Source organism: Streptomyces sp. NPDC005492 (genome assembly GCF_040605995.1).
Taxonomy (GTDB): Bacteria; Actinomycetota; Actinomycetes; order Streptomycetales; family Streptomycetaceae; genus Streptomyces.
Genome location: NZ_JBEXDX010000052.1, coordinates 1 through 13,334, shown reverse-complemented (window position 1 = coordinate 13,334; position 13,334 = coordinate 1). Strand labels below are relative to the sequence as shown.

Here is a 13,334-nt window from a genome sequence, read left to right as displayed (position 1 = left end):
CCCCCCGTGGTCCCGCAGACCGAGACTCCAGACAGGGCGATCACGGTGAGGACGGTCTTCCTCCCGGGCCCTCGTTGTCGGCCAAGAGGCTGTCCCATCATCGGTGTGCGTAAGGTCGTTGAGGCGAATGTCGTGCTGTGCCGAGTCCGCCGTCGCCTTCACCAGACAGCTCTTCCTGGCCGCCCCCGAGCTACATGCCCACGGTGCCCGCCCTCCGCGGCGAACCGGCACGCGGTCACCGCGTTCTGGCCCCGCTCACCGGCGGGGCAGCGCGGGGCCCGCACAGCGCGAACTCCTCGCGCGGCGGAGAGAGGCGTTCGAAGCCTCAGCCCACCGGCTCAGGAGCTTCGACAGTCTCCCGTTCCGCCCACTCGATCTGCCTCACGGGCGGGTCAGGCGGGTCCTACGGGAGGGGGTGTGCGCAGCGCGATCATGGCGACGTCGTCATCGTTGTCGCTGGGGCGGACCTGGTCCAGCAAAAGGTCGCAGAAGGTGTCGAGGGGGCGGTGGGCGAGGGAGGCCGCGTGGCGGCGCAGCCGGTCAAGCCCGTGATCGATGGAGTGGTGCGGGGATTCGACCAGTCCGTCGGTGTAGAGCAGGAGCGTGGCCTGGGGTGGCAGGACGGTGACGGCATCGGGGCGAGGTCTGGTGACTCCGGTTCCGAGGAGTATGCCGTGAGCCTCGTCGAGGTAGCGGGCCTGACCGTCGTGGGTGATGAGCAGGGGCGGCGGGTGGCCGGCGTTCGTCCAGCGTAGGCGCCACAGTGTGTCATTCCCGAGGGTGAGCCTGGCGAGGATCATGGTGGCCATGGGTACCTCGGCTATGTGCATCACGGCATCGTCGAGCCGTGTGACGACGGCGCTGGGTGCGGCCTCGGGGTGGGACCAGGCGAAGGCGCGCAGCATGTTGCGGACCTGCGCCATGCCGGCTGCGGCGTCGAGATCGTGTCCGACGATGTCGCCGATGGCCAGTGCGTGTGCGTGGGCGGCCAGAGCGAAGGCGTCGTACCAGTCACCGCCCACGGATGAGGCGTCCGGAGCGGGTACGTAGCGCGCGGTCATCTCCAGCCCGGGCAGGACGGGCAGCTGGGGCAGCAGGTGTCGTTGCATGGTCTCGGCAACTTTGCGCTGGCGCTGGTACAGGCGCGCGTTGTCCAGCGCCAGGCCCGCCCGGCGGGTGAGGTCCTCCAGCAGCGGCAGGTCGGCAGGGGTGAAGGCGTCATGTCGCTGGGCGCGGCCCAGAGTCAGGGCGCCGAGGACGTCCCGCAGTCCGCGAATGGGTGCGATGACGGCGGAGTGCATACCTGTCGCGGTGAACAGGCGCTGCTGCTCGACCGCTATGCCGGAGTCGGGCGGCCCTTGGTAGGTGGCGGGGCCGGCGAGGGAGGAGGCGGCGCCGCGCAGGGCCCGTGACAGGGGCATCGGTGACTCTGCCGGCACGGGAGGCATCGGGCCCTGCAGGTCGTCCCGCTCGACGAGAATGCCGTCCTTGTGCTCCATCACGAGAACGCGTCGTACTTCGTCACGTTCAGTGAGCAGGTCGAACACGGCCCAGTCCGCGAGCCGGGGCACGGTCAGGGCCGCCAGTCGGTGCAGCGCCTCGTCCGCGTCCAGAGTGGATGTTAGCTGCGTGGTCGTCTCCGCCAGCAGTGACAGGCGGTCCAGTTCCGTCAGCGGCGCGGAGTGCCCGCCGCCGGTGTGGCGCACGTCCCCTGGCCTCGGCTCGTACAGCATCACCAGCGCACCGGTCCCGCCCGGACCGGGGGAGTAGGGCGTGACCAGCCAGGACAACTGGACGAGAGTGCCGTCCCCGCAGGCGAACCACTCGGCGTCGCCATGTCTGGTGTCCCCCGTGAGGATGGCCTTCCTCACCCGGCAGCGCGTGCGCGGCACCGAGTGCCCGTATCTGTCCCGGTGCAGCAGGTCGTGGAAGTCCTGACCGACGAGTTCTGCGGCTTCCCTGCCCAGCAGGCTTTGGGCCGCGCTGTTGACCGCGACGATGAGGCCATCGTCACCGACCGCGATGGCGGCCGCCCGCAGGTTTTCCAGCGTTCCGTCGAGCAGGACGCCAGAGCGCGCCTGATGCCCGGACAGGGGGACACTTTCCCTGCCGGGAGCGGCGACGTCGTCCATGTTCCTCCTCTTTTCAAGCCCGAATTCTGTCGAGTACCCCAACCGGTTTCCGGCATGCATCGAAGGCTCGTCTTCCCTGCTGCGACTGCTCGAGCACATCCTGGTGGTGCAGGTAGAAGGTGTCCTTGAAGTCCCGAATGCCGGTCGCGAGTGATGGGGACGAACGGACTGTTGGTCTTGACGCTCGTTTGACGTTCTCGGCGCACGCAGGCGGAGCAATGAGCCGGAAAACGTCCAGGACGACCTCTTTCCGATGGCTCACCGTGTGGAGTGCGTGGCGATCCTTGAGCCGGTGGCCAAGGTGTCCTGACCTGCGGTTTTGTGCGTGCGTGTTATGTGCGGTGTGGGCGTTACGGGCGATATCTTGACGCCGAAATGACGCTCGTGACGCTCATTTGACGCTCGTTCTGATGGGGTGTCAGGTGTGCTGCTGGGCTGGTCAGGCTGCCTGAGAAGTGACGGCGGCGGGGGTTTCGGTTCGAGAGATCAGGCTGTCGGTGGGTAAGGAGATCTTCTTGACGTTGTCTACGTGCGGGCGCTGACCTGCGGATATGTGACTCTACTTCCCTCTGGCCTGCGCGGATGGCTCTTTCTGCGTCTTTCGGGGGCGTGCCGCGTTACGCAGTCGATTCTCTCCACGCGCTCCCGAACGCCGTTCATACTCCCCAACTTCCCCCCAGGGAGCGGCTCGGCGCGGAGGTGGGGAACGGTGCCGCGGTGCTTGCGAAGCAGAGTGATGTGTTCGCAGTCTGTTACCGCCGTAGCGTGGCCTCCGGGCGTTCCGTAGGTGTTGGACCGCCTTGCCGCAGAGGAGGTAGGCCGACGTTTCGAGGCGTCGTGCCGGAGATCGGCCTGTCGGCGGTGCACCTGTGGTTCGCCTGGTCCTGATTTGGGGTCCCGTTGTCAGTGGTGGCCCATATCATCCGCTCACCCGCATAGAGCAGGTTCGGAGCGGAGCGGTACGACATGGCACGACAACGTCCGTGGATCATCGAAGACAGTGCGATCGCCTCACCCGATCAAGATCGTTTCGATCATCGGTCCGTGAGCCGTGAGCTCCTCGGTATCGTCCGCGGCTCCACTCAGCCGCTCGCTGTCGGACTCCTCGGGCCGTTCGGCAGCGGCAAGTCCTCCGTCGTCGGTCTCCTCGCAGATGAACTGAGGGGTGACAAGAACTGGGCGATCCTGCACTTGAGCGCTGAGCGCTGAGCGCTGAGCGACACAGCGGCTCGGCCCGTGCGAGAGGACTGTTGTACGGGTTGCTTGACGAAGCTCGGCGGCAGGATCTCATCACCGTAAAGCAATGGGAATCTGAGCGGGCCTGTCTGGAAGGCGGACGGCAACGCACGGCTCCGCGCCCTACCGCGAAGTCCGCCAAGCCGGGGAGCGCTCGGTGGTTCAGCTACCCCACAGCCGCCGGTGTGGCGCTCGCGTGGCTGCTTGCCTCCCTGGTCGCGATCTGGCTGCTCGGCACGCTTGTTGTGGCGATCGGCCACTTCTTCGACCGCGGAGCCGGAGTGTCGGCCTGGACCTGGTTCGCAGCTCCGGGCGCCGGACCCCTCACAACTGCCTTGTCGGGAACTGCTGTTGTGGCTTATGTGCTAAGGGCAGCCAAGGACGGCGCCCTGTCCACGCTGAAGAAGCACGAGATCACCCTCACTGCACCGCGTCCGGAGTCCACGGACGACCTGGAGCAGGTTTTTGCCGGGCTGATCGAGGCCATCGACCGTCGACTGGTTGTTGCCATCGATGACATCGACCGCCTGGCGGCAGGTGAGGTGCTCGAAGCCATCACCACCGTTCGCAGCCTCTTGCTGACCGGTACTCACCACAAGCACGCGCCCGCGTTCCTGCTCTCCTGCGATGAGGACATCGTCCGAGAGGCGAAAAGGATCAGATTCAGAAGGGGGCGCAGGCGATGGGGCCTCTCGTGTGCACCGCCTCGCCGAGTTGCGGAAGCGGCAGCACACCACACAGGTCCAGGTTGCCGAAGCCACGGGTGTCACCCAGGCCCGCGTCTCGCGCATCGAGAAGGGGCAGCTGGAGCGCAGCGAGGTCGACACCCTCGCTGCTTACGTCAAGGCGCTCGGCGGCAAGCTGAAGATCGTCGCTGACTTCGGTGACGAGACCTACGTCTTCGGCTGATCCGATTGACAGGCTGCGGCCCAGGTCCATGCGCAGTCTGTTGGTCAAGCTCGCCTCCTGGCGTCAGGAAGGATGCTCCACCCCGGTACCCGGGGTGGAGCATCCTCGCGTGGGAAAAGAAATCCGCTGTGCGACGGTTCCATCCCTTTGGCTGAACTGGGCGGCTGTTGCTGTGGTACGCGTCCAACTCATCGTCCCCCAGGGGCCATTGAGGGGTCAGAAGGACAGGAACACATCGACGAGCACGACACAGGACTGACACTGATCGGCGCGTCTGACCTGGGAAAATGGCAAGGATGAGCGTTGATCGGCAAGGACCGCCAAGATCTTCAAAGGACTCATAATCCGTCGGCCGTGGGTTCGAGTCCCACCTTCGCTACCCGAGCAGAAACCTTCTGACCTGCGAGAATGCGGTTTTCTAGGGTGTGTGGCGTGCAGCGAACGCTGCGCGTGGTGCAGCGAATCCTGCTTCGTGCACGACCAGGACCATGCTTGCGCGGCTGTGGCCTGCGCGTTTTCCCTCCGTGCGCTGTGGGAGTGTCGTGGCGCGGTCCCACGTGCCGTCGGCCAGGCCACCGGCGCTGCTCAGAGATATGTTCCAAATGCCCTTCGCTGGGGCAGGTTCATCGGCGACGTCGGCCGATCGGGCGGATGGCCGGCGCCGCACACGCCAGGCCGAAGCCCTGGTGACGGTTCAGCCGTTCCCCGAGAAACAGCAAGGCGGGGACGGCGGGATGCAGCGACGAGAGCACCGTGGCCACGGCCATGAGCTGCCGCGTGGTCGCCTCCAGATACGGCACGATGGCGGCCGTCCCGACCACGCCCGCCGCCACCGCTGCCGCCTACGCTCCTGTCGGCATTCAACGGCCGCCGTACGACGGCAATACTCCTGCGATGACGACGACGGACGCCATCCGGCTCAGCGTCACCGGCCACAGACCGCTGCCGCCGTCCGCCTGAGCCATCGCCAGGAACTGCAGACCGAACCCCGTGCTGGAGTTGGCGTTCTGGGTGAGGAATCGGTCATGTGGCCGATTCTCGGTGATCACGGTGTGGCAACGACGAGGTAAAGCCTCCGTTTGTGACGCCCCTTTCGGCTTCCTTCACCTGCGCGTATCCGCCTGCGGCGTATCCCTAGCCAAACTGCTCAGAATTCCCCGGAGTTGGCGGTCTAGTCCTGTTTCCCATGTCACACGCATATCCCCCTGCGCTCCTGCACGCCTCCTGTGACGGTTGCGTCGCCCCTGCGCACAGGGCTGCAGGGGGACCACTGTGAGTGATGAGGGGTGTGGGGATGACCGACAGGGGTGGAGCAAGACGGCGGCGCGGGTTACTTCCGCAGGTGGCGGCGGTGACGGTGACGGCCCTCGCCTGTGCGCTGCTGCCGCTTGCGACGGTGACTGAGGCAGATGACGGGCCGAAGGCGCCCACTGTTCCGGCGGGGGTGACCGAGGCGCCGCATTCGCAGGCGGCGTCGCCGACCGCGGAGGAGACGGCGTCGGCGAAGGCACGTGAGAGCGGCAAGGCGGTGGAGGTGGCGTCGGAGACAACGGCGACATCACTGACGACGGCGAAGCCGGACGGGACGTTCACGAAGTCGGTGTCGCCGCTGCCGGTGCGGGTGAAGCAGCCGGACGGATCCTGGGCGGGCGTGGACGCCACCTTGGTGAAGACGGACGGCGGTTGGGCGCCGAAAGGGAGTGCCTCGGCGCTCGTGCTGTCCGACGGTGGTTCGGATCCGCTGGTGACGCTGGGCTCGGGCGACACGTCGCTGGCCCTGTCGTGGCCGGCCGATCTGCCGCAGCCCACCGTGTCGGGGGCCACGGCCACCTACGCGGACGTGCTGCCGGACGTGGACCTGCAGGTCACCGCGAACGGGCAGGGCGGCATCTCCGAAGTGCTGGTCGTGAAAACGGCGCAGGCCGCCGCCAACCCCGACCTGGCCGAACTGACCCTCGCCGCCAAGACCGAGGGTGTGAAGCTGAGCGCCGACGACACTGGCAACCTCTCCGCGACCGACACATCCGGTTCCCTCGCCTTCCACGCCCCGGCCCCGGTGATGTGGGACAGCTCCACCACCACGACCGCCGCCGCGCCGTCCAAGACGAGCGCCGGCACGTCCACGAGCACGGCCGGGGCACCCTCGGACGACGGCGCGGTCGAACCCCCGGCGGGCGCGGTGACCGCACCGGTCGGCACCAGCGTCGCCGCGGACGGGTCCATCAGCCTGACCCCGGACGCCGGCATGCTGTCCTCGCCCTCCACACACTTCCCCGTCTACGTCGACCCGTCGTGGCAGCCGGTGACGGAATCGAATCCGTCGTTCACCTACGTCCAGCAGGCGTACCCGAACACCTCGCACTGGAATGAGTCCGGTGCCCGCCTGGGCATCGGCTACCAGGGCTGGTCCTCGCCCTACGGGATCGAGCGGGCCTACTACCAGTTCGACGTCTCCGGCGTGACCGGCGCGGACATCAACAGCGCCACCCTGCACGCCCAGCAGGTCTACTCCTCCAACCTGGCCTGCACCGCCTACCAGGTCGACGAGGTCAACGTCGACCACATCTCCTCCTCGACCACCTGGAACAGCCCGCCCGCACAGTTCGGGCAGACCTCCCACGCCGCCGTGGGCGGCACCGGCGGATCCGGCTGCGCCGACCCGGTCGACTTCGACCTCGATGTCACCCAGGCCGTCGCCAACGACGGTGACGGCACCGTCACCTTCCAGCTCAAGACAGACGACGAAGCCGACAAACTGAAATTCAAGCGGCTGTCCACCAACCCGACCGTCGACATCAACTACGCCCCCGTACCCCACGACCAGGGCCACATCCCCTGGCAGCAGTACGGCTCCGTACGCCTGGACGACTCCCTCGTGGCCAGCCCGAACTACTCCACCGGCGACCTCGTCCTGGACGCCACCGACCTGGACCTGAACGCGGTCGGCCAGAGTCTGCAACTGACGCGCTCGGCCTCCTCCTTCCCCATGCCCACCGGCTCCGTGCCGAACGGCTGGTACGCCGACTACGACCGCACCCTCGATCTGGCCGGCTCCCAGCGGGTGACCGCCTACGGCACCAGCGGCGAAGACATGGTCTTCACCCAGAACAGCGACGGCACCTACGCCAACGCCAAGGGCTACCACGCCAAACTGGTCAAGAACGCTGACGGCACCTACACCCTGACGCACACCCAGTCCGGGACGAAGGACACCTACAACTCGGCCGGGAACCTCACCGCCGTCACCGACCGCAAGACCGACAAGATCACCGTCACGCAGACCGTGACGTCCGGCCTGGTCACCGGCTTCAAGGCAACCGACACCCGTTCTGGCCGGTGGATTTCCCTGACCCGCGGCGCCGACGCCCAGCACCAGACGGCAACCGACAGCTCCGGCCGCACCCTGACCTACGTCACCAGCGGCACCGTCTCCGCCGGCACCGCCAAACTGACCGTCACCGACGTCGACGGCGGCACCACCGCCTACGCCTACGACACCTCCGGCCGCATCAGCCAGATCACCACACCCGAGGGCCGGGTGACGAAGTTCGGCTACGACTCCCAGAGCCGCATCACCTCCCTCGCCCGCGTCGCCCCGACCGGCACGGACACCTGGACGTTCGCGTACTCGGCGAGCAAGCGCGCCACCGCCGGTACCACAACAGTCACCGATCCGAACGGGCACAAGACCGTCTACACGGCCGACGGCGACGGCCAGGTCACCAAGGTCCTCGACCCGCTGAACCACACGCGGTCCTCGTCCTACGACGCCAGCCACAACCAGCTCACCGCGGTGAACGCCCTGGGTACCGGCACAGGGAGCACCAGTTCCTACGGCTGGGACGCAAGCGGCAACCTCACTTCGGCGGCGCTTCCGACCGGTGCCACGACGTCGCTGGGCGCCTACAGCACCCATGCCGGTGCCGACCTGCCCTCGTCGCTGACCACACCGTCGGGCAAGAAAACCTCCTACAGCTACGACACCGCCGGCAACATGCTGTCATCGCAGGACACCACCACCGGCGTCAGCGACGGCGCGAAATTGTCGTACACCTACCAGGGGGACGACGGCGTCGCGGACTGCGGTGGCTTCGACGGCCAACGCTGCTCCTCCAGCGACGCCGACGGCAACAAGACCACTTACACCTGGGACAGCACAGGCAACCTCACCAAGACCACCCCGCCCTCGCCGCTGGGTGCCACCACCTACACCTACGACAGCCTCGGCCGGCCCAAGACCATCACCGACGGCCGCGGTGTGATCACCACCTACACCTACGACAACCACGACCGGGTCAAGACGGTGGCCACCTCCGGCGGCAGCGGCGACCTCACCGTCGGCTACACCTACGACCGCGACGGCCACCTGCGCACCCAGACCGACGCATCGGGCACCGTCACCTACACCTACGACGACCTCGGCCGCGAAGCCACCCGCACCCTCGCCGACGGCGCCACCTACACCCAGGGCTACGACCCCGCCGGAAACCTAAAGACGTACACAGACGCCTCCGGCACTGTCACCTACGGCTACGACGACGCCAACCACCTCACGTCGCTGAAGGACCCGGTAGGCGCGACGACCGCCTTCACTTACGACAACGACGGCAACCGCCTCACCACGAAGCTGCCGGGCTCGGTCACCCAGACCGTCACCTGGGACAACTCCGACCGCCCCACCGCGGCCAAGACCGTCAGCGGCACCTCCACCACCGTCAGCTACACCTACAGCTACACGCTCGGTGGCGCCGACACCGACCAGATCCAGACCCGCGCCGACAAGGTCAGCGGCAAGGTCATCACCTACACCTATGACTCCCAGTCCCGTCTGAAGTACGCCGAGGAGGACACCAGCTCCACCCGGGCGGCGTCCTGGCTGTACTGCTACGACAAGGCCGGCAATCTCACCGCCTACTCCGGCACCGCCGACTCCTGCTCCGACAGCGGCTTGACGACCTACACCTACAACGCCGCGAACCAGATCACCGCCATCAACGGCGACACCAGCGGCTGGTCCTACGACAAGAACGGCAACGAACTCTCCGCCGCCAGCACCCTCGGCGCCCGAACCGGTGAGACGTACAACGACTTCAACCAGCTCACCGCACTCACCACCGCGGGTACCACCCACCACTACATATACGCCGGCACCGACAGCAGCCAGCGCCTGACCGAGGACACCACCCGTATCGACCAGGGGCCGGAAGGCATCTCCACCACCACAACCGGCACCACCAGCAAGGGAATTGTCCGCGATCCTGCGGGCACCCTGATCGGTATGACCACCAACGGGGCCGCCCATTACTACACCACGAACAACCAGGGCGCCCCGTCCACCCTCACCAGCCCCACCGGCACTGTCGAGAACCAGTGGGACTACGGCCCCACCGGAAGCGCCCGCCCCACCACCAGCACCACCGTCGACCAGCCCTTCGGCTACACCGGCGCCTACCTCGACACCACCGGCCTCTACAAAATGGGCGCCCGTTCCTACGACCGCACCACCAACCGTTTCTCCCAACCCGACCCCAGCGGCAAGGAAACAAACCCCTACCTCTACACCGCTGGCGACCCCATCAACAGGGTCGACCCCACCGGACTCTTCAGCTTCCCTGACGTGTCAGGAGCTCTTGACTGGGCGTCCCTCACAGAAAAGATCATGAGTGGCGACAGTGCGGGCGCCTTCGCTGCAGAGGTCGGAATTCTCGTAGGTATCGGAACCGAGACTGTCTGTGGCGCCGCAGCCGCCGCAGGTGCTGTTCCCTCATTGGGCCTGTCCATCGGGGCTGGTATCACAGGCTGCACGGTGCTGTCTGTCGGACTCGGCGGCGCGGCCAGCGCAGCAACCGAAGCCGCACTTTGAGTTCGTGGCGGGGGCTCACTGAGCCCCCGCCCAACGGCTCTCAGACTGAAAGAGGTGGCAATAAATTGGTCAGAACTCTACTTGCAATCACTGCAGTAGTCGCGGTATTGCTCCTCGTTCTCGGCGTCGCAGCGTTTTCTCAAGGAAAACCAGCAGCTGGAGCGATTCCGATGACGTTCGGCCTGCTGCTGATCGCCGCTTCCATCTGGGTGGGACGAAAAAACAAGAGACGCCGAGGTGAATCCTAAATGACCATGCGATCGGGAAGCATTGTCCCATCGATTGATGCGCCGGTCGGCATCATAGTCGGAACGTTCATCGTGGCACTGGCCGTGATCTGCTTCTACTATTTTTCCCAGAAAAGGTAGGGATACTGACGCGTAGACGTGGCATCTTGAATTTCCGCACATCCGAGGAGGTCTCTCTCAGTCCTCCTCGGCAGTAGGCTCCTCCAGCCCCTGGGGATCCGCTCGGGACCGGTGGCACACGGCTGGCCGGACCAGACCTGGACCCTGTCGCGGATCAAGGCACCGATCGGGCGTCGGTTCCACAAGAGCTACACCCTGCAAGGGGTGGCTGCCCTGCTCAAGCGGCACGGCTGGAGCTGCCAGGTTCCTGCCCGGCGTGCGATCGAGCGGGACGGGAACCTGGTGGTCGGCTGGGTGAAGGAGACCTGGACCCCGGTGGAAGGACCGTGGCGGCGCTCGGTGCCTGGCTCGTGTTCGAGGACGAAGCCGGATTCTCGATGACGCCGCCCACCACCCGCACCTGGTCCCGCCGCGGCCACACCCCTGTGGTCCGCGTCCGGGGACGCTCGCGCCGCCGCTTACGGGTTGCCGCCCTGGCCTGCTACAAGGCCGGCGAACGATCGCGACTGATCTACCGGCCCTGCCCTGACGCCCGGCCCGACGGGCGCAAGAGCTTCTCCTGGAAGGACTACCGCGACCTGACCCAGACCGCGCACCAGCAGCTCGGCGGCCCGATCGTGCTGGTCTCCTCACCGCCGGGATGCGCCGCTACATCGCCGACCGTGACTGGCTCACCGTCTGCCAACTCCCGCCCTACGCACCCGGCCTCAACCCGGTCGAGGGCATCTGGTCAGTCCTGCGACGCACCACCACAGCCAACCGCGCGTTCGCCGATCCCGAAGACCTGATCACCGCAGTCCGGCGCGGCCTACGCCAGCTCCAGTACCGCCACGACGTCCTCGACGGCTGCCTCGCCGGCACCGGCCTCCGACGCCAACCACCATGACGACATCACGAATTCAAGGTCAGTAACTGCTGAACGGACAGAGCCGCGGCCGCCGGGGCGCTTGATCGGCATGCCCTCCGGCCTGGTGAAGGCGCCGAATATCAGGGCGGTCCGCCACACCTCACCAGCAGGCCAGCCTGCAAGGCCGGCTTTCCATGCCGGATCAGATGGCGCAGGCAGCCTGTGGCATGTCACTGTCTGTGATGCGCTGCACGGCCAGCGGGCTCTGCCGGGACCGCCGAACAGGAAGCCAGGCGGACTCGTTTTTGGAGACGCGAGGCGTGGGCTGTCATTCGTTTCTCCCCGGATTCTCCCCAGCGTTCGCCGACACCCAAAAGACCTGGTCAGAGGCTTGTTCGACGCAGGGCGGGGAGATCACCCGCATCACTTCTCCCCAGGGACTCCCCAGAGTCGATTCTGGCCCGATCTGAGTCCGGTGCGAGAGCAAAGGCTGCAGAAGAGCTGAACCCTGCAAGAGGGACTCAGAGCCAGTCCCGGCGCTTGAAAATAACATACAAACTCACACAAACTACCCCAATCAAGCCAATCGCGAAGGGGTATCCGAAGCTCCAGCCCAGCTCAGGCATGTCCTCGAAGTTCATCCCGTAAATAGTTCCTACGAGTGTCGGAGCAAAGAGAATTGCCGCCCAGCTCGAGATCTTCTTGACGTTGTCTACCTGGGGGCGCTGACCTGCGGTGATACCGCGAATTAGGTCTCTGGCCTGGGCTGATTCGTCTTTCTGGGTCTTTCAAGCTCCTGTGCGGTTACGCGGTCGAATCTCCCCACGCGCTCCCCACCGCCTCTCGGACTCCCCAGATTCTCCCCGGAGAACGGCCCCGTGCACGGTCCGTGCGGCGTGTTGCAGAAGCTCCACCGGCGGGTCTGTTGATCACAGGCCGTCACTGGTGAATGGCCAGGGCAGAACCGCCCTGGTGTGTCGAGATGGGACAACCCCACTTCCTGGCCCGGGTGTCCGAAGGCCACGTGGACTGTGGACTCGTGGTCGGGGTAGGCGTCGCGGCATCCGCAACTACGGTAGATGTGTCCCTGAGAGGGATCGCGGGGCTCGGCCCGTCTTGGGGAGATTGCTCTTAACGCTTCCGGCGACGCCCGCCCCCACCCACAGTCGCTGTATCGGCCGCCGCCGGGGCTCCTGCCGAGGCTGTTGCGGGCCCGGGTCGGTCGGCCGAGACCACCAGGGCCGCGAGGGCGGTGGTGACCGGCACGGACGCGACCAGTCCGATCGAGCCCACCAGCGTGCGCACGATCTCCTCGGCGACCAGCTCGCTGTTGGCGACGGACCCGACGCTGCTCTGCGCGATGGAGAAGAGCAGCAGCAGGGGCAGGGCGGCGCCCGCGTAGGCGAGGACGAGGGTGTTGACGACGGACGCGATGTGGTCGCGGCCGATGCGGATGCCGGCGCGGTACAGGCCGCGCCAGCCCATCAACGGGTTGGCCTCATGCAGTTCCCAGACCGCCGAGGTCTGGGTGACCGTCACATCGTCGAGCACACCGAGGGAGCCGATGATGACGCCGGCGAGCAGCAGACCGCTCATGTCGATCGAGGGATACAGCCCGTGGATCAGGCCCGTGTTGTCGTCCGTGTTGCCGGTGAGTGCCGCCCACCCGATGAACACCGAGCCCAGGATGCCGATTAGGACCAGCGACATCAGTGTGCCGAGGACCGCCACGGACGTACGGGCCGACAGGCCGTGGCACAGGTAGAGGGCGATCAGCATGATGGCGCTCGATCCGACCACTGCCACGATCAGCGGGTTGGAGCCGTGCAGGATCGCGGGCAGGATGAAGAAGTTCAGGATCATGAAGCTGATGGCCAGCGCGACCAGTGCCATGACACCGCGCAGCCGGCCCACCACCACGACGGCCAGCGCGAAGATTCCGGCGAGCAGCGCCATCGGGAACTTTCGGTTCACATCGG

7 protein-coding genes and 4 pseudogenes are annotated in these 13,334 nt (G+C 66.5%); 6 read left to right on the top strand and 5 right to left on the bottom strand.

What is annotated here, in order from left to right; translation table 11 throughout:
• Positions 1–392: 392 nt before the first annotated feature.
• Positions 393–2,132: a SpoIIE family protein phosphatase gene (locus ABZT04_RS39605; RefSeq protein ID WP_356063796.1), complete on the bottom strand. Its 1,740-nt coding sequence runs from the start codon at positions 2,130–2,132 to the stop codon at positions 393–395.
• 1,044 nt (positions 2,133–3,176) lie between these two features.
• On the opposite strand from ABZT04_RS39605, the gene ABZT04_RS39600 reads away from it, so the two are divergent.
• The 3 genes and pseudogenes from ABZT04_RS39600 (at position 3,177) to ABZT04_RS39590 (ending at position 4,277) form a co-directional block, all read left to right on the top strand.
• Positions 3,177–3,341 carry a hypothetical protein gene (locus ABZT04_RS39600; protein WP_356063794.1) on the top strand — a complete coding sequence of 55 codons (165 nt, stop codon included), beginning with the start codon at positions 3,177–3,179 and terminating at the stop codon, positions 3,339–3,341.
• A gap of 212 nt (positions 3,342–3,553) precedes the next feature.
• A pseudogene (locus ABZT04_RS39595) lies at positions 3,554–3,961 on the top strand (P-loop NTPase fold protein); the annotation flags it as partial.
• Between the two features lie 103 nt (positions 3,962–4,064).
• Positions 4,065–4,277 carry an XRE family transcriptional regulator gene (locus ABZT04_RS39590; RefSeq protein WP_356063792.1) on the top strand — a complete coding sequence of 71 codons (213 nt, stop codon included), beginning with the start codon at positions 4,065–4,067 and terminating at the stop codon, positions 4,275–4,277.
• A 623-nt stretch (positions 4,278–4,900) separates the two neighbouring features.
• Here the strand turns inward: ABZT04_RS39590 and ABZT04_RS39585 are convergent.
• Positions 4,901–5,110, bottom strand: coding sequence for a hypothetical protein (locus tag ABZT04_RS39585; RefSeq protein ID WP_356063790.1), 210 nt, complete (start codon positions 5,108–5,110; stop codon positions 4,901–4,903).
• A 27-nt stretch (positions 5,111–5,137) separates the two neighbouring features.
• The gene (locus tag ABZT04_RS39580) at positions 5,138–5,326 is read right to left on the bottom strand and encodes a hypothetical protein (protein WP_356063788.1); all 189 of its coding nucleotides are present in this window, start codon (positions 5,324–5,326) and stop codon (positions 5,138–5,140) included.
• Between the two features lie 347 nt (positions 5,327–5,673).
• On the opposite strand from ABZT04_RS39580, the gene ABZT04_RS39575 reads away from it, so the two are divergent.
• From ABZT04_RS39575 to ABZT04_RS39565, 3 genes and pseudogenes are all read left to right on the top strand, one after another.
• Positions 5,674–10,140: an RHS repeat-associated core domain-containing protein gene (locus ABZT04_RS39575; RefSeq protein WP_356063787.1), complete on the top strand. Its 4,467-nt coding sequence runs from the start codon at positions 5,674–5,676 to the stop codon at positions 10,138–10,140.
• A gap of 473 nt (positions 10,141–10,613) precedes the next feature.
• Positions 10,614–10,889 (top strand): annotated as a pseudogene (locus ABZT04_RS39570) (winged helix-turn-helix domain-containing protein); the annotation flags it as partial.
• Positions 10,886–11,394 (top strand): annotated as a pseudogene (locus ABZT04_RS39565) (transposase). The pseudogenes ABZT04_RS39570 and ABZT04_RS39565, both read left to right, overlap by 4 nt.
• A gap of 482 nt (positions 11,395–11,876) precedes the next feature.
• Here ABZT04_RS39565 and ABZT04_RS39560 read toward each other — a convergent pair.
• Together ABZT04_RS39560 and ABZT04_RS39555 are read right to left on the bottom strand one after the other, a co-directional pair.
• Positions 11,877–12,062 (bottom strand): annotated as a pseudogene (locus ABZT04_RS39560) (CorA family divalent cation transporter); the annotation flags it as partial.
• A 424-nt stretch (positions 12,063–12,486) separates the two neighbouring features.
• Positions 12,487–13,334 (bottom strand): YibE/F family protein (locus ABZT04_RS39555; protein ID WP_356063785.1); only part of this gene is annotated, 848 nt, incomplete at its 5' end.

Bases quoted from the DNA above. Each gene is read 5' to 3' on its own strand.
- ABZT04_RS39605 (WP_356063796.1), bottom strand. From the start codon at position 2,132: ATGGACGACGTCGCCGCTCCCGGCAGGGAAAGTGTCCCCCTGTCCGGG.